Here is an 18347-nt window from a genome sequence, read left to right on the forward strand (position 1 = left end):
AGTTCACCAAAAAGTGAATAGATAAGCCGGTAGCGCGTCCTAGTTGGTACTAAACTCGAACACGCCCGAGTCCGAGGAGTTCCCCCTGGAGTCCTTCGAAACGACTTTCCAGTAATACGTGGTTTTTGCGGCCGTAGAGGCGTTTACCGAACTGGTGGTCAAGTTGCTGCTTAATACCCCGGGCGTTCTGCTGGTACCGAAATATACGTCGTACCCGGTAATGTCGTTATCTACATCGCCGCCCCGCCATTCGAGTTTAACGGTACCCGCCGCTACCTGCTGACCGATCACCGGCGTTACGGCTTCCGCCGGAAAAGGCGCGTAAGCCTGTACACCACTTCCTGCGTTATAGAATTTCCAGGTGTCGCTTTGCGCGATATCGGTCGACTTAAGCGACCTCGACACGACGAACCAGGAATAAGGTGTGTTTCTCAGCAATGCGATTTCGAGTTCCGCCTTAATGCTGGGCTGTTTTACCGTGCTGCCGGTTGCGAGGTTCTTAATGTTCACCTCGTAGCCGTCGGTATGGTCCGAAGCCGTCCATTTGAGGGTGATCCGGCTCTCGGAATCAGAAATTACCGTACCGGTGGTACAGGCTTCGTTCATGGCAGGCGTCAATAGTGTGGCTTTTGCCGGGGGCAGTACAGGTTCCGTTTGCGGATCGTCACCTGCGCTACCGCAGCTATAAAGTGACGATGATAATATTACCAGGAGGATCAGTCGCTTCATTTTTTGATGATCTTAAAGGACATAGATTTGTTATCAGAAACCAATTTCAGTAAGTAAACACCGGTTTGTACCTGGCCGAGATCCATTTCTATTACGCCGAACTCGCTTATATAAGTACCTGAGATTACCAGTTTGCCATCAAGGGTTCTTACTTCGGCGTACACTTTCGTGAAATGACTGTCGGCAATCGTCAGGATCTTTTCTACCGGGTTAGGGTAAAGCACCGGTTTGCTTTCGAGCGTGATCATTTTAGTAACAGCTCCCTGGCAATCCTTGTCGGTAGAAACGGTCAGTTGGTTCACTCCGTTTACCAGCGGCAGGGTCAATTCCGGATCAGCGGTGCTGTAGCTTTCTCCGTTCAGCTGCACGTAATAGATCGCGCCTCCAGCCATTTTCAGGATTACTTTTTTATCGTCCGCGTTTACGGAGGCGATAAGCGCCAGGTCTTTGGGCTCGGTAACCGTTACCTGGAATAATTGTTTGTAGTCTGGCTGACCTTCTACCGTAACTTCGAGCGTATAAGCGCCCGCTGCAAGGTCGCCAAAGGTTAGCGTAGTAGTGAACGGTAAGGTGATCCGCTTATTTGGTCCAACCAGTGTAGCTGTGTAATTATAGGATGCCGCGGCGGTAAGCTTCACGGATCCGTTGTCGCTGGTCCTGCAGGTTTCCCCGGTTACCAGTAACCTGAAGTTACTGGCAGGCAGCGTAAAGATCTTGCGCAAGGCCACTGCTGCCGAAGTTGTACGTAGGTTACCTGCCACGAGGCTTACGGTATAGGATCCGGCCTGAGTAGCCACATACGCCGCATCTGTAGCGCCGTTAATATCTGCGCCATCACGCGCCCATTGAATGGTAAGACCCGCAACCGGGGCAACCCGGAGCGTTACATCACCGCCGGTGGCGAACGTGGTTTGCCCGGCTGCAATTGCGGGCACAGGCATAAAGGTAAACCCGGTTAGCTGTGCCGTACCGGTTGGTGTAACTACCGTGACTTCACCTGATGCTCCTTCGCCTACCAGGGCGGAGATGCTCCCCGTTGAATTTACCGTAAAGGATGCCGCGGCCACATTACTGAACCGAACGGAAGTAGCACTATCCAGGTTCGTTCCTGTAATGGTCACCACCGACCCTGTTTTCGCGACCGACGGTGTAAACGAAGTCACGACCGGGGGCGGCAGATAGGTAAAGCCGGGAGTACTAGCCGAGCCGCCCGGGCCAACAATCGATACATCGCCCGAGGCGCCCGCAGCCACTACTGCCAGGATACTGAAAGGTGAGCTAACCACGAAGGAGGTGGCTGCTACACCACCAAATCTTACCGCTGTTACCCCGGTAAGATTCGTGCCGGTTATGGTAACGGTGGCACCGGCTTTAGCGCTTGACGGCGCAAAAGAGGAGATAGCCGGAGGCGGCACAAACGTAAACCCGCTTAAGGCAGCTGTTCCGTTGGCGCCGGATACCTGGATGACCCCGCTTGATCCGTTGGCAGTAACTGCCGTGATACTGGTAGCCGAGTTAACCACGAAAGACGCAGCCGGCGTACCGCCAAAGGTGACGGAAGTAACGTCTGAAAACCCGGTACCGGTGATAGTGACCGGTACGCCCGAACGCGCGCTTAACGGCGCAAAACCGGTAATGACGGGAGGCGGGATATAGGTAAATCCCGGGCTTACGCTCTTTCCGCCTTCGGTGGTTACGGCAATTTCTCCGCTGGCGCCATTTCGCACAATCGCGGTAATGCTTTTAGGGGAGTTCACAATAAATGATGCCGCATTCACATTTCCGAAGGTTACCATGCTGGCATTGGTAAAATTATCACCCGTGATGGTTACCGCATCGCCTGATTTTGCAGTTGCCGGCGTAAATGAAGTGATCACCGGTGGTGCGATAAAAGTAAATCCGGCCTTGGTTACTGTTCCGCCGCGTGCGGTCACAGATATCTCGCCGCTTTCGCCGGTACCCACCACTGCGGTGATCTCGGCCGTAGACTTCACGGTGAACGAAGCAGCGGGAATTCCGCCGAAGCTCACCGCGGTAGCATTGGTAAACCCGAAGCCGTAAATAGTTATAGTTGTGCCCGCCTTCGCCTTTTCTGGCGTGAACGAAGAAAGTTCGGGCGGCGGAATAAAGCTGAAACCCGTTTTTGTGGCCGTTCCGCCCACGGTGGTTATGCTTACCGGCCCGCTTGCGGTAACCGGCACGATGGCGCTAACGCTCGTTGGCGAATTTATGGTGAAAGACGTGGCTGCAACACCGCCAATTGCCACTGCCGTAGTACTCCCCAGCCCTGTGCCTGTGATGGTAATTTCGGTGCCCCGTCCCGCTGAAGCCGGAGAGAAAGAAGTGATAACCGGGATGGGTGCAAACTCAAACCCTTCCGCAGCAGCGGTGCCTAGCGGCGTTACTACCTTAACCTGGCCGCTTGCGCCGGTTCCGGCAACCGCCGTAATACTGGTGGAGGAATTTACCACAAACGACGCTGCTGCAACACCGCCGAAAGAAACGGCGTTGGCACCTGTAAAGTTAGTACCGGTAATGGTTACGGCAGTTCCGGCTTTGGCAACGGTGGGCAAAAAGGAAGTGATAGCCGGTTCGAAACCGAACGTAAAGCCAGGAAAGGAGGCGGTTCCTCCTGCCGCAGTAACTGCGATATCGCCACTCGCCCCATTACTTATTACCGCGGTAATACTTTGCGGGGAATTGACGGTAAAAGAGGCTGCAGGCGTATTACCGAAACTTACAGACGCGGCATCGGTGAAATTATAACCGGTAAGCGTTACAACATCGCCCGCTTTGGCTGTAAGCGGCGCAAAAGACGTAATAACAGGCTTGTGGATAAACACAAATCCCGACTGGACGAGCACCCCCTCGGGTACCGTTACAGATACATTGGTACTGCCATCGCCAACACCATTGGCAAGAACGGCTACGATCTCCGTTGGAGAACCCGGTTTTATGGTAAACGATGCTACGGGGATCCCTGCAACGCGCACCGCAGTCGCGTTCTCAAGCTTCCAGCCCGTAATCGTTATTACCGTGCCTTCCTTACCTGTTTGGGGAATAAAGGAGCCTACGTGCGGTGTATTAAAGGTTAGGCCGCTGGAAGTAGATATACCGCCGGGTGTAACCACGGTTACCAGGCTCGATGATGCGCCGGCAACCACTGCGGTGATACTGGTTGATGAATTAACCACGAACGAAGCTGCCTGCACATCGCCAAAACTTACGGCGGTTGCGCCATCCAGTCCCTCACCGTGGATGGTCACTACATCTCCAGGTGAAACAACATGTGGCGAGAACCCTCCAACGATCGGCGGCATTATGCCCACATACCCCGCTTTCCTGGCTGTTCCCGCTGGGGTGGTAACGGTAACGTCGCCGCTTGGGGCGAAAGCCGCTACCGCTGTGATACGTGTAGCCGACCGCACGATGAACGATGCGGCAGGCGTGGTGCCGAGGTTCACGGCAGTGGCATTCAGGAAGTTGTTCCCAAGAATTTCGACGGTTGTCCCTACTGCCACGGTAGATGGTAAAAAGGAGGTAATAACCGGTACAGCCACGTTTTCGACGATCGTTAAATTGACGTTACTCCTACCCGGGCCATCCGGGCTGGTAACCAGTACCGGTCCCGTAACCGCATTTTGAGGCACGGTAACGGTAATACGCGTATCAGAATTCACGGTAAAGCTGCTTACCGCATTGCCGGCGAAAGCTACGTTGGTTACCCCGGCGAAGCGTTTCCCGGTAAGCTCGATGGTTTGCCCTACAGCAGCATGGTCCGGGGAGATCGAAGTAACTTCCGGTCCGGGGATAAAGATGAATCCTGGAATGGCGAAAGTTCCACCATCGGCGGTAAGTACGATGTCGCCACTTGCAGCACCTTCGCCAACTTTAGCAATGACCAGTGAGTCTGTAACCAGCCGCCAACTGGCTGCCGGCTTGCCTCCTATTACAAGGCTATGGATCTGGATAAAGTGGGTCCCTTTTATAGTCACTTCCTGGTTAACGGCGGCACTTGCCGGGCTGAATGAGGTGATGCTTGGGGGATCATAGAAAAAGAATCCGCTGTTCCGGGTAGCGGTACCGGCAGGTGTAACTACTGAAACGGCGCCTGATGCGCCCGCACCCACCACAGCCGAAATGCTGGTGGCCGAGTTCACGACAAAGGAGCTTGCATGAACCCCGCCAAAGGTTACCGCGGTAGCACCGGTAAAATTGGTGCCGGTAATGGTGACCGTGGTGCCGGTTTTTACCGTGTAGGGCGAGAATGAGCTGATCGACGGTCCCCCCAGGAAGGTAAAACCGCTCTGTGTGGCTGTGCCGCCCGGGGTATTAACAACGGAAGGCCCTGCAGCGCCCGCACCTATTACCACGTTGATCTTCGTTGGCGAATCAACCGTAAAAGATGAGACCGGCACCCCCCCGAAAGTTACAGATGTTGTACCGGTAAAGTTAGTGCCCGTAATAGTGACCGCCGTTCCGGTTGTACCCGATGTTGGCGAAAAAGAAGCAATAGTGGGAGCCGGAATAAAGGTAAATCCTGCCAGGGCGGCCCTGCCTCCAAGCGCAGTTAGCGAGACTTCGCCGCTGGTACTCGAAGAAGGAACGATAACGGCGATAGAACTGTCGGAAAGTTTCTCATAGCTGCCCAATACAGAGCTGCCCAAATAAACGGTAGTAAGGCCTATAAAATTCTCCCCGGTGATCACTACTCTATCGCCAGTTTTAGCAGTTGTAGGGCTGAAAGACGTAATAACGGGCGGGAGCGCGAACTTAAAACCGCCTAAAACGGCGTTTCCTCCTTGCGTGGCCACCTTTACCTCGCCGCTAGCGCCCTGCCCTACAATGGCCGTAATGCTATTGCCAGATTGGCTGACCACATAGGATGCGGCCGGGATATCTCCAAAAGTGACCCCGGACACTTCTTTAAAATTGGATCCGTAAATCGTAACCGCTGTTCCTGTTTTAGCAACGGCAGGCGAAAAGGAAGTAATTCCAGGTGTTGGTATAAACCTGAACCCGATCGACGCACTGCCCCCGGGACTGTTAACCATCGCCAAACCGACGTTAAGACCGGACGACGGGGCCAGCACGGCCGTTATGGTAGTTGGCGATAAAATGGTAAACGAGGAAACCTTGGTATCGTAAACCGTTACGCTCGTTACATCATTAAGGTTGGTACCCGTCAAAGTGATTACCGTACCTGCAATTCCCACCGTCGGTGTAACGGAAGTTAACGCAGGAGCCGGGATATTTATAAAAGTAAAGCCGCCTGCGCTTGTGGTTCCTCCCAATGTAGTTACCGAAACGTCGCCGCTTGCCCCGTTTCCAATAGTCGCGGTGATGCCTGCCGCCGAGTCGACCTTGAATGAAGCGGCATTCATATTGCCGAATTTTACTGATTTGACATTCGTGAAGTCTTTCCCTTTGATAACTACCGTGCCGCCCGCTTTAGCGGATCCGGGCGTAAACGAGGTAATTGAAGGCGGAAGGTAAAAATTAAAGCCGGCTTTGGTGGCTATACCCTGATCTGTAACGACCTTCACCTCGCCGCTAAGTACTTTGCCGAGCACGATCCTGATCTCGAAACTATTGAACACGCTGACCACGTCAACCGGGACTCCGCCTATACTGACACTCCTTACGTTGTCAAAATTTGCCCCGTAAATAATTATGGCATCTCCCTCCTTGCCGCTTGACGGAGCGACTGAACTTATATAAGTACGTTGGACGATAGCAGGTCCCTCAAAAGTCGCCGTACCATTAGCCGCGGTTATTACCAATGTTCCATAAACATAGGAGCCCAGCTTAGCGGTTATACTGGTTGGTGAATTAACCGTAAAAGATTCCACGCCTCCGCTGGTAAGCTGCACCGAGGTAATGCCTGTAAAATTCTTACCGGTGATCTCCATCGTATCACCCGGACCTACGGTCGAAGGCGTAATAGCCGTTATTTCCGGCCCCGGGATAAAAGTAAAACCGGGCAGTCTTACCGTTCCGCCGAAGCCGATGACGGTGATGTCGCCACTCTGTGAACCGTATGCAGGTCTTGCTACCAGGAGGGTCGGCGATCTTAGCGACCAGCTAGCTGCAGGTTTTCCGCCGAACAAAACGCTCTTGATCCCGGCCAGGTTGGTACCTGTGATCAGTACGTCCTGGCTCATGCCGGAAGCCGAGGGTGAAAATGAGGCTATAGTGGGCTTCACATAGTAGGTTAATGAACCGTAAGTGGCCGTCCCGCCGGGCGTAATCACTTCTACAGCTCCGGAGGCTCCGGTCCCGGCAATGGCAGTGATTTCGTAGTTCGTCCCCACGACAAAGGAAGCAGCCGGAACACCTCCGAATTTTACCTGGCTTACGTTCTTAAACTGGCTACCTGAAATAACGACCGCGTCACCAGACCCGAAATCTTTGGGAGATGCATAGGATATCTGCGGGATTGAGAGAGAAGTAAACCCCGCCTTGCCCGCTTTTCCTGCCGGCGTGGTCACCTCGATACTGCCCGAAGTACCGGTTGTCATCACTGCGGTGATGGAGTTGGAAGAATTCACAAGGAACGAACCTGCAACCCCGCCGAAAGTAACAGCAGTGGTTCCTGTAAGATTAGTGCCGGTGATGGTAACCGGTGTACCAATCTCTGCGGATGAGGGCGTAAATGATACGATGGTAGGCGCGGCAGCCACCGGGTTGATCACCGTAATGGTGACGGTCACCACGTTCGATTCCACCCCGTCTGCCGTCCTCAACACATAACTAAAGGCATCCTGCCCCAGGTAGCCCGCTACAGGTGTATAAGTAACGGTATTGTTGGCATTCACCACCACGGTCCCGTGTGTTGTTTCGCTCTTCTTAACCACCGTGGTGCCCAACGTATAAAGATCGTTTATAGTAACGGGGATAACCACCGGTTGCGTCATCAAGGTTTCTACGATGTCCCTGGTCGAGCTTGGTTTTACTTGAACGGTGACGGTTATCGGCGCCGACCTTAAGGCATCGAGGTTTGACAGGGTATAAGTAAATTTATCCAGCCCGGTATATGGGTCAACGCTGTTGTAAGCAAGTTTATAAGTAATAACGCCGTCCGTTCCAACGGTCGCGGTGCCATGTTCAGGGAAAGTTGACAAGGACACCACCGTTCCTGTTTTACCTTCGTCATTTAGCTTAACCTGGATATCGGTAGAGGAGTTGGCAATAACCGAAGCAACATCCGCCGTACCGGAAGGAATTACACTTACCGTTACGCTGATCGGCGCAGACTCGCTGCCATCTGCCGTTTTCAGCAAATAGCTAAACGTATCTTTTCCGTGGAACGCGGCCGCCGGGATATAGGTGATGGTATTATCCGCATTAACCGTAGCCGTTCCGTTTACCGGGCTGGTAGTTTTCACCACCGTGGTACCAAATGTATCAGGGTCATTCGTTTTTACCGCGATGTTCACAGGGGTGCTCATCACGGTAGATACCGCATCGGGTGTGCCCCGCGGTCTTACGTATATCGTTACATTCGTATTTGCACTGGAACTTGATGCGTTGTTTAACACATATTTGAAGCTGTCGGCGCCGTAAAAACCGGCAACCGGCGTGTAAGTCACCGTACCATCGCCGTTTATTATTGCCGAACCATGCATGGGCGCCGTTGCGAGCAGCACGGTTGTGCCGCCTTTACTTACATCGTTATCTTTAACCGCAATTTTTACAGCAGCCTCCCTATCGGTGAAAACTACATCCGCCTCGGTCAGCAGGGCGATATTCAACGCCACCGCGATGGGTTCAGAGTCCACGTTATCTTCATCGCGTAGTATATAGAAAAAGCTGTCGCCGGCGGTGGAGCTTGCTGCGGGGGTATAAGTTATCGTACCATTTGGGTTTACAACCACCGATCCGTGTGAGGGCGAAGTGGAGATCACCACGGTACAACCTACGGCGCCCGCGTCATTGTTTTTTACGGCCAATACAGCCGGTGTGTTCACCCCCGTAGTAAACGTGTCGCTTGTACCTGCAGGTTTAACATTTATGAAAACAGTAACCAGGTCAGACTCTAGCTCATTCTTCGTAATATAATACTTAAAAGAATCTTTCCCGTGGAAACCAGTTACCGGCCGGTAGGTTACCGCCGCGTTTGAAACTGCCGCCGTACCATGGGAAGGGTCTACTTTGATGGTGATGGGTGAGCCTGCACCATCGGGGTCGTTCGCCAGCACGTTCAGCGAAGTAGCAGTGTTCATCGGTACCGACACCTGGTCATCCGTGCCGGCAGGACTTAGTATAACGCCCACGTAAATGGTATTAGACCGCACGCCTTCCAGTTCAAGCTGGTAAGTAAAGACGTCATGCCCTACTGAAACTTCCGCAGGTGTGTAAGTGACCGTATTATCTGCGTTCACCACCGCCGTTCCCTTTGTCGGGTTGCTGGTCAGGATCACAGACGTTCCATTTTTTGACTCGTCATTATTCTTTACAGCGATCTTCACTGGCTTAAGCCCGGTAGTTGTCACCTGGTAGTCGTTAGTTCCCGCAGGTTTTTTAATTAACTTCACCACTATTGGCAGTGATTCCAACCCGTCTGTGGTTACCAATGCGTACGTAAAAGTATCCGTCCCGGTAAAACCGGTGTTAGGCCGGTAGGTAATCGTATTAGTTACCGCATCTGCCAGGACGATGGTTCCCGACGTTGGCGGGGCAACGATTTTCACCGAGGTACCAACCGTATTCAGGTCGTTGTCTTTTACGCGGATCGCCACGTCTGTATTCAATGAGAAGCCAGCCACGTCTGGTGTTCCCAGGGGACGTACGCCTATGGTCACCAGGATAGGCTCGGAAGCTACGTTGTCAACCGTGGTGAGCAGTTTATAATGAAAAGTATCGTACCCGCAAAAGTCATTAAAAGGAGCATAAGTGAATTCGCGTGTAGCGTTGTCGATTACCAGCGAGCCGTGAAGCGGCTGGTCATCAGCAAAAACAGACGTCCCGGTCTTACTCACATCATTGGTAATCACCGGGAAAACGAAAGATGTATTGTACGGGGTAAACACGGCATCCGGGCTGCCTGCCGGTCTCACCGCCACCCGTACATCGATGCTTGCGGAAAGCACACCGGCGGAAGACCTGAGCTTGTATTCAAACCTGTCCTGCCCGTAAAACCCGGTTGCCGGCTGGTAGGTCACCGTGCCATTCGCGTTATAAGTTACGGTACCATGAGACGGATTTGCCGAAGCGACCACCGTAGTCCCTGTTTTACCGGCATCATTGTCCTTCACCGGGAGGATGGCCGGGAGGTTCATCGGAACCAGGTAATTATCAGACGAACCGGAAGGCGTTTGTGCAAGGCCCCGCTGCGAAAGCAGGGTGAGCACAAACACTAGGAAGTATCTGTACGGTCGCAACTTGCCCGTAAGCGAAATAAAAGATTTTGAGAGCATTTACAGGATTCTAAAATCCCGTAAAGGTACACAAAAAAACGGATGTGAAGATTGATTTATTTGATATTGAGCAGGTTGTACGTTTGACGTCAGCCGTTTAGACGCCGTCGCCTGACCGGCTCATAACAACGGAACAGGGACCTACCACGTCAAACGTACAACCTAAACTACTTTGCCACCACCAGGTACTTTCCCCAAAAATCTGTCGGTGAGAACATCGCCTGGAAATCGCCGCCGCCGCCATTGGTGCTCACGATGGAAATTGATCCTCCGGATGACGGAGCGCCGAGGTTGATACCATTTAGCCTGAGGTTGAAAAGAAACTCTTTCGGGTTCCTGATATTAATAGCGAGGTATTTAAGCGGAATAGCAAGCTCGTAAGTATAGAGACCGCTTTCCTCGTAAGTGCAACGCGTTTTTATGCCTTCCTCGTTGTAAATTGAAAGCAACGTATCTTTGATTGCAGGGATCCCCAATACCTGTACGTCTTTAAATTTATCAATCTTTTTGTTGGTGTTTACAAACATGATCGAATCCTTTCGTTTTTTTAGCGCCGCCGCGTTCATACCTGGCCCTGCCGACATGCCGCCGCCTACCACCGTGAGCGGCGCCCCGCTCCTGCCGCCTGCAACTGCGGTTTCGGCCACGGGCTTTGGCGGCGCAATTACAGGAAAGGTAACCGACACGGCATCTTTCTCTTTTTTCTTGCCCTCCGTGTTAATAGAGAACGTAATCCCGCCTCCGGTGATCTTAGAAATAACATTGCCGACAGTTGATTGCACTACCAGGTACAGGGTACTGTCGTCGTTAGCCACCGTGTAGGCAACTTCCGTATTCTTGTTAAAAGCCTGCAGCGTTCCCCATTCCGATGCCTTGCCGTCGATCTTAACGGCTTGCGGGGCGCGTATACCCACCTCCTGGTTGTCGGGTAATTTTTGCGCGGATGCAGGTGATAAAAAGGCCGTAAACAGGATACCGGCCATGATAAAGCTGAAGCTGTTCTTTTTTTCCATCTTGATTATTATGAATATTTCGTAAAACTACGAATTATTCGTAAAAAGAGATACGGTAACAAGATTTTTATAATTTAGTGACCGGTGGTCAGTCATCAGTTGCCAGTTCCGGCATGACGCCCGCAGGAACTGATAGCTGATTACTGACAACTGATTACTGACAACTGATTACTGACGCCCCCCGTGAAACTCAAACTTACCCTCCTCCTGCTTTTTTCCGCGAACGCGTTATTCGCCCAGGATTCGCTCTTTGCGCGCGGCATCGTGGATACGCTTACCTCCAGGTACTTCTGGGGACGCGGTTATACCAACGATGGAATGGGCAAGGCCGCCAGGTTTATCGGCGCACAGTTCCTGGCTTTCGGGCTTAAGCCCGTTAACGGTAAAAGCTACCTGCAGGAGTTCGGTTACGATGTGAACACGTTTCCGGGGCGAATGGAGGTAACCGTCAATGGCGCCGTCCTGGAACCCGGGCGCGATTTTATCGTCAGCCCGGAAAGCCGCGGCATTAAGGCGACGGGCACCCTGGTACGAAAGGACAGCCTAAACTTCTCCGACCCGGCCAACCGGATCCTGGTGACGCTGGAAGATAAGCTCACCTGGTCTGTAGCACAGGAAGCGGCGGACTACACCGTTATTAAGATCGATAAGAAATCGATCCAGGGGCCGCCGGTCACCGTCAGCGTAAATATCGGGAACGAAGTGGTCCGTAACTTCCGGGCGGCCAACATTGCGGCCGTGGTGAGGGGAACGGCGGTACCCGATTCCTTTATCGTATTCACCGGCCATTACGATCACCTGGGCGGTATGGGTGCCAAAACCTGGTTTCCCGGCGCTAACGATAATGCGAGCGGTATAAGCATGCTGCTAAGTTTAGCGAAATTCTATGCCGCCCATCCGCAACGCTATTCGGTTCTCTTTATCTGTTTTGCGGGCGAAGAAGCGGGTATCCTGGGGTCAAAACATTTCACCGAAAAACCGCTGGTCCCGTTAAATAACATCCGTTTCCTGGTAAATATGGACATCACCGGTACCGGCGAAGAAGGGATCACGGTAGTAAATGCCACGGTTTACCCGGAGGAGTTCAATTTGATCAGGCAGCTGAACGGGCAGGGACGTTACTTACCAAAAGTGGTTTCCCGCGGTAAAGCGGCCAACAGCGACCATTACTTTTTTACGGAGAAAGGCGTGCCGGCATTTTTTATCTACACGATGGGCGGGATTAAAGCCTATCACGACGTGTTCGACATCAGTAAAACACTACCCTTAAATAAATATAACGACCTTTTCAGGCTACTCACTCAATTTGCTTCTCTGCTGCAGAAGTAGCCCGCATAACTGTTTGCACCAAAACGTTCCGTGAGCGACTTATCAGTTAATTTGCGATAACGCCCACCGCTTTAAATCGTGCGAATACACTGACCGTGTGCGGCGCGTCTTTCAGTTCATGGGTGAGGTCCTGTCCTGCCCAGTGTTCATAATGCTTTCCGTTACGCCATAAGCGGCTTTCGGTAACGTCGTAGATCACACCCTGGTAAGCCACCCAGACCTGGGGTTTGTCCTGCCCGTTGCGCAGCGCGAGCTGTGAGCGGGTATAATGCGGGAGGTGGTCGGTCATTTCTTTTTGAAATAATGAAAGAACAAAAGGTTGGTAAGCAGCAGGGCCATCAGGTAGAAATGGTCTTCCAACGGAATGCTGCCCACCCTGGCGCCCATGTTTTCGGCATCGTTATACAGTACTACGGGGATGGAGGTCAGCAAGCCGTTCACGATGTAAAAAGGCAGCAGCGAAACCAGGTATGCACGGTAAAACCGGTTAAGAAAAGTTACCCGGAGGATAAAGCACGCGTAGAACAGCAAAGCCAGCAGCAGCGAAAATGTAACCACCGTATACACACTGCCGCGAAACACCAATACCAGCACCAGCGATACCCCCATCAGCGCAAAGCTGACATACCTGCCCGGGCCTAGCGGCATGGGCTTGTTAAAGTAATGATTTAAGCACGCATAGATAAATATACAGGAGAAAGGCACCGTGAAAAAGAACAGGATCTCTTCCAGCGGAAGCCGGTATAAATAGATACCGACGATATATTCCGGGTTAAAGGTCCATACACCCGTAAGCGTGAATACATAGTCCCAAACCAGGAACAGGCATCCGGAGAGGAAAAGCCCCGGGAAAATAAACTTCCAGTTTTTGTAAAATGCCACACGTTTATCAAACGAAAGCGCCACCGGGAACAACACGGTCAGGAAGTTGATCAGCAGGTAGGTATACTGTTTATCCATCGGCCATCGCTTTTTTCAACAGGGTGATCTCTTCGGCGGTACAGCGTTTCGTATCGATCATAAATTCCAGCAGGTGGTTGATGAGCAGCCTATCCATCGACCCGAATTGTCTTTTCACCGCCAGGGCGATGAGCTGCCGGCGGTCTTCTTCCAGCTCTTTACTGTAGCCCAGAAAAGCAGGCACGAAATGCTGCAGCGAAAACCGCAGGAACCTGATCTCGAAATTATCCGGGTTGGCCTTTACCGCCGCGCTAAGCGTTTTGCTGCCTTGTTTCAAGTAGCTGAGCTTCTTATATGGGTTCCAGGCATACCGGGCCTTTAAGGCCTGCGCAGAGCCATAATAAGCCATCAATACCGGCTCGGCAGGTTTAAGGCCGTTGAGTTTATCGTAAAACTTGTCGGCAGCCGCCGGATTGTTTACCGCTACGTAAAACTCTTCGCGAACTTGCTTAATGTCTTCAGGGCTATGCCGGGCTGCCTTGAACCCCACGGCCATCAACCAGCAGCACATTAATAAAATCCCGCACAAAAGCCGGTACCCCGCAACCGGAAACCAACGGCCTGCCGCGGGCTGATAACCGGCCTCTGACAACCGATAGTTTTTCACAACATCCGCTCCTTCACCAGCGCGTTTGCCATCAGCCACACCTTACGCCTGTCTGATACCCTTATGCGGCATTCGGTTACCGCTGCGGCCGGCAACTGCCTGATCTTGCTAAAAAGCCCCAGGTAATAGGTATAAGCGATGTACACACCCTTACGGGCGCATTCCGGTAATTGCCGGATCCCCTCCAGCGCAGTGTTAAAATCCTGCTGGATATCCTGCTCGATGTGATGTTTATCCGCCTCGTTAAAATACTTAAAATCCACCCCTGGGAAGTAGATCCTGCCGCGTTCCTCGTAATCCGCCCGGATATCGCGCAAAAAGTTCACCTTCTGGAAAGCCGACCCGAGGCTCATGGCATGGGGCTTGAGATGACCGAACAGCCGGTTGTCGCCTTCGCAAAATACGTACAGGCACATCAGGCCTACCACCTCCGCCGAGCCGTAAATGTAACTGCGATACCCTTCGGGTGAATAGATGGTGCGGTGAAGGTCCATCTCCATCGAATCGAGGAACGAGCCGACCAGGTGATGATCAATGCTGTAACGGTTCACCACGCATTGAAAAGCGTGAAGTACCGGGTTGAGGCTCAACCCTTTATTAATCGACTCGAACGCTTCGGCCCTGAAGCTGCCGAGCATGGCAGCCTGGTCGTGGCTGTGAAAGGTATCCACGATCTCGTCGGCGCACCGTACGAATGCGTAAATGGCATACACGGGGTTGTGCAGCTTGCGGTCGAACGCCCGGATCCCATGGCTAAAAGAGGTACTGTATTTCCGGGTAATTACCTTGCAGCATGCAAAACATGCTTCATCATATAGTTCATTGTTCACCCGCATTCCTCCAAATTTACTGAATTGACTAAATTTACCATCACGTTATCTTGATTTACATGAACACTACCGCCATCCTTATTGTTCGTTACCTGGTATTTATCGTTGTTTATTCCTTTTTCCTTGTATAAGATCGCCATCATCGGCTCCGGCTTTTCCTCGCTTTCTGCTGCCGCAATCCTTGCGCGGGAAGGCTTTGAAGTAACTATTTACGAAAAAAATGACCAGCCGGGTGGAAGGGCACGAACCTGGGAAAGCGGGGGCTTCTGTTTCGATATGGGCCCGAGCTGGTACTGGATGCCGGAAGTATTCGAAAATTATTTTGCCCTCTTCGGCAAAAAGGTGAGCGATTATTACCGCCTTGTGCGGATCGACCCTTCCTACCGGGTATGGTTTGCCAAAAATGACGCGATCGACGTTCCTGCCGGCATGGCCGAACTGGAACAATTATTTGAAGCCGTCGAACCTGGAAGCACCCCTTCGCTAAAAAAGTTCCTTGAAGAGGCCGCTTACAAATACCGGGTGAGCATGCAAGACTACGTTTTCAGGCCCTCGCTTTCCATCCTGGAGTTCCTGGAGCCCCGGTTACTTATCCAGGCGCTGCGCATCGAACTGCTCACGAGCATGCGCAAACACGTGCGAAAGTACTTTAAAGATCCACGCCTGGTGAGCCTGCTCGAATTTCCCGTGCTTTTCCTGGGGGCCACGCCGCAAAACACACCCGCCATGTACAGCCTGATGAATTATGCCGACCTCGTTCTCGGTACCTGGTACCCCATGGGAGGAATGCACCAGGTAGTAAACGCAATGGTGAGCGTCGCTGCGGCGCAAGGCGTTAAGTTCCGGTTAAACACCGCTGTTAAACACATCGTGGTAACAGGCGATAAAGCTTCCGCGATAGAAACAGACCAGGGGATCTTCCAGGCAGACCTCGTACTTTCCGGTGCAGATTACGAGCACACCGACCAGCAGCTGCTTGCCGGGAAGTTTCGCGGTTACAGCACCCGCTACTGGGAATCGAGGACGTTGTCGCCTTCCTGCCTTATCTTTTACCTCGGGATCAACAAGAAACTTAGTGATGCGCGTCATCACCAATTGTTCTTCGACCAGGACTTCGGACGCCATGCGCACGAGATCTATGAACAGCCTGTATGGCCATCGAAACCCCTTTTTTATGTTTCCTGCTCCTCTGTTACGGATCCGGGCGTAGCGCCGGCCGGGTGTGAGAACCTGTTCTTTCTTATGCCGCTGGCCCCGGGCCTCCCCGATAACGACGAGCTCCGCGAAAAATATTTCGAAATAATGATCACCCGGTTTGAAACCGTGACCGGAGAGAGGATCAGGGACAGCATCATGGTAAAACGAAGCTATGCCTTAAATGACTTTACGACCGATTACCATTCGTTTAAAGGAAATGCGTACGGGTTGGCCAACACGCTGCTTCAAACAGCTTTCCTAAAGCCCAAAATGCGTTCGAAAAAGGTCAAAAATCTTTTTTATACCGGGCAACTGACGGTGCCGGGACCGGGAGTACCCCCGGCGATCATTTCGGGACAGGTGGCGGCAAAGGAAGTGATCAGGTATCTTAAGGGTAAACAGCGGGAGTGAGCTCTATAGACTTTGCGCTGCCCGGCCCGGGTACCTCTAAAACAGATAAAGCGCCAGGTTGGGATCCTGCGCGCTTCATATGATGAGTTTAGAAAAGGGGGCTGATTAATCGATCTCTGCGTACACCGGTTTTTTTACGCCGTTATCATACGGCTTCAAGCTTTTCTTAAGCAGCTTGCGGGCAACGTGGATCCTTGTTTTTACGGTTCCGATCGGGATGTTCAGGTGATCGGCAATTTCGTGGTACTTGTGTCCTTCGAAATACATGCTGAATGGCACATAATATTCTTCGGGCAGTTTTCCAAGCGCCATCTTGATATCGTCCATGATGAATTTCGATTCACCCTGGTTCTTGGTAGAGCTGAACACGAGGTTAGCGGATGAAATCTCTTCTGATTTGGTCACAAAAGAGCTGATCTTTACAAACCTGCGGTAGTTATTAATGAAGGTGTTCTTCATAATGGTATAGAGCCATCCTTTAAGATTGGTACCTTCTTTAAACTTGTTATAGTAAGTTATGGCTTTCAGCATGGTATCCTGTACCAGGTCGTTGGCATCATCTGCATCATGTGTAAAATGTAAAGCGTACATTTTCAGGGAGCTGGTCTGGCGCATTACCATGGTGTTGAATTCGATCTTTGTCATAATGTTAGAGGTCAGGTGATGTCAAACAATCTTTTTTTATTCAGGCGTACTTTCCGGCCTGTGATCGTTTTAATACAACAACTATGCAAATGAGCAGAAACGAGTACTTTTCCCGGTAAAGACGGGTATTAATACCGTATAGAGAAACCGGGACCGGCAAGGCTAAAAGACGTTTACTTCCCTTTCGAGGGTAATGCCAAAATGTTTTTCCACATCCTGGATGATTGCGGCAGACAGGTTATAAACATCTATTCCTGAGGCGTTTCCATAATTAACAAGTACCAGGGCCTGGTTTTTCCAGGTACCGGTTTCGTTGATTTTTACACCTTTCCAGCCAATTTTTTCAATTAACCAGCCTGCGGAGAGTTTTTCCATGCCATCGGATACAGAAAAATGTACAATGTCTGGAAAAGCAGACTGTAACTGTCTGAATTTGTCTACCTCGATGACCGGATTTTTAAAAAAGCTGCCGGCGTTGCCGATGGTTGAGGGATCGGGAAGCTTGCTGACGCGAATGGCAGACACTATATTTGAGATGTCGCTGATGGTAGGGTGCGCTATGCCGCGATTACCAAGCTCCTGCGCGATTGCGCCGTAACTGGTATTGATGGCGGATCGGCGCGATAAGCGATAGGTGACCGCCGTAATGATGTATTGTCCTTTGACCCGGCTTTTGAAAATGCTGTCGCGATAGCCGAACTGGCAGTCTTCGTTTGTAAAATGCCGTGTCTCTCGGGTTTTTATCTCGAAAGCCTCACAGGAATGGAGCACATCTTTGATCTCTACGCCGTAGGCACCGATATTCTGGATCGGTGAAGCCCCTACAGAGCCGGGGATCAGGCTTAAGTTTTCCACACCGGCAAACCCGTGATCCACGCAGTAATTAACAAAATCGTTCCATATCACCCCGGCGCCTGCGGTAACAAACAGGTCGTCGCCGTTTTCCACATAATTGATCCCGGGAATATTGATCTTTATTAACAATCCATCGAAATCCTGCGTGAACAGGATATTGCTGCCGCCTCCCAATACCAGTCGCGGAACGCTGAGCCATTGCGGATCACTAAAAAGCTCCTGCAGGTCGCCCTCCTCATTGATCTCCACGAACCAACGGCAAGAGGCCGCCACGCCAAACGTGTTCAGGTTTTTCAGGGAGTAATGCTCGTGTATGGGGATCATTGGTTGTCAGTTATCAGTGATCAGTTGT

11 protein-coding genes are annotated in these 18347 nt (G+C 51.8%); 2 read left to right on the top strand and 9 right to left on the bottom strand.

All coding sequences use genetic code 11. From position 1 onward, the window contains the following. Positions 1 to 39 precede the first annotated feature (39 nt). The 3 genes from GS398_RS12030 to GS398_RS12040 all read right to left on the bottom strand — a co-directional run bounded on the left by GS398_RS12030 (position 40) and on the right by GS398_RS12040 (position 11161). Entirely contained in the window at positions 40 to 729 is a 690-nt protein-coding gene (locus GS398_RS12030) for a hypothetical protein (protein WP_160906993.1), read from the bottom strand. Continuing rightward, on the bottom strand, positions 726 to 10148 hold the full coding sequence (locus GS398_RS12035; protein ID WP_160906994.1) for an IPT/TIG domain-containing protein: 9423 nt from the start codon (positions 10146 to 10148) through the stop codon (positions 726 to 728). Before GS398_RS12035 ends, GS398_RS12030 begins: the two co-directional genes overlap by 4 nt. A gap of 167 nt (positions 10149 to 10315) precedes the next feature. Further along, a complete protein-coding gene (locus GS398_RS12040; protein ID WP_160906995.1) occupies positions 10316 to 11161 on the bottom strand; it encodes a hypothetical protein in 846 nt (281 codons plus the stop codon). Positions 11162 to 11344: 183 nt separating this feature from the next. Here GS398_RS12040 and GS398_RS12045 point away from each other — a divergent pair, with 183 nt between their 5' ends. Further along, positions 11345 to 12490, top strand: a complete 1146-nt coding sequence (locus GS398_RS12045; protein WP_369410256.1) for a M28 family metallopeptidase — start codon at positions 11345 to 11347, stop codon at positions 12488 to 12490. Between the two features lie 46 nt (positions 12491 to 12536). Here GS398_RS12045 and GS398_RS12050 read toward each other — a convergent pair whose 3' ends face one another. The 4 genes from GS398_RS12050 to GS398_RS12065 form a co-directional block, all read right to left on the bottom strand. Further along, a complete protein-coding gene (locus tag GS398_RS12050) occupies positions 12537 to 12779 on the bottom strand; it encodes a cytochrome b5 domain-containing protein (RefSeq protein WP_160906996.1) in 243 nt (80 codons plus the stop codon). After that, a complete protein-coding gene (locus GS398_RS12055; RefSeq protein WP_160906997.1) occupies positions 12776 to 13450 on the bottom strand; it encodes a lycopene cyclase domain-containing protein in 675 nt (224 codons plus the stop codon). Before GS398_RS12055 ends, GS398_RS12050 begins: the two co-directional genes overlap by 4 nt. Then, complete coding sequence (locus GS398_RS12060; RefSeq protein ID WP_160906998.1) at positions 13443 to 13946, bottom strand: hypothetical protein; 504 nt, start codon at positions 13944 to 13946, stop codon at positions 13443 to 13445. The genes GS398_RS12055 and GS398_RS12060 overlap by 8 nt, the downstream gene beginning before the upstream one ends. A gap of 107 nt (positions 13947 to 14053) precedes the next feature. Continuing rightward, complete coding sequence (locus tag GS398_RS12065; protein WP_160906999.1) at positions 14054 to 14893, bottom strand: phytoene/squalene synthase family protein; 840 nt, start codon at positions 14891 to 14893, stop codon at positions 14054 to 14056. A gap of 117 nt (positions 14894 to 15010) precedes the next feature. On the opposite strand from GS398_RS12065, the gene crtID reads away from it, so the two are divergent. Further along, positions 15011 to 16495, top strand: a complete 1485-nt coding sequence (crtID, locus tag GS398_RS12070; RefSeq protein WP_160907000.1) for a bifunctional phytoene desaturase/3,4-desaturase — start codon at positions 15011 to 15013, stop codon at positions 16493 to 16495. A 105-nt stretch (positions 16496 to 16600) separates the two neighbouring features. On the opposite strand, the gene GS398_RS12075 is transcribed toward crtID, so the two are convergent. Beyond that, positions 16601 to 17140: a sigma-70 family RNA polymerase sigma factor gene (locus GS398_RS12075; RefSeq protein ID WP_160907001.1), complete on the bottom strand. Its 540-nt coding sequence runs from the start codon at positions 17138 to 17140 to the stop codon at positions 16601 to 16603. 162 nt (positions 17141 to 17302) lie between these two features. Beyond that, positions 17303 to 18319, bottom strand: a complete 1017-nt coding sequence (murB, locus tag GS398_RS12080) for a UDP-N-acetylmuramate dehydrogenase (protein ID WP_160907002.1) — start codon at positions 18317 to 18319, stop codon at positions 17303 to 17305. Positions 18320 to 18347 lie beyond the last annotated feature (28 nt).

The sequence above is a fragment of the Hufsiella ginkgonis genome (assembly GCF_009834915.1).
Taxonomy (GTDB): Bacteria; Bacteroidota; Bacteroidia; order Sphingobacteriales; family Sphingobacteriaceae; genus Hufsiella; species Hufsiella ginkgonis.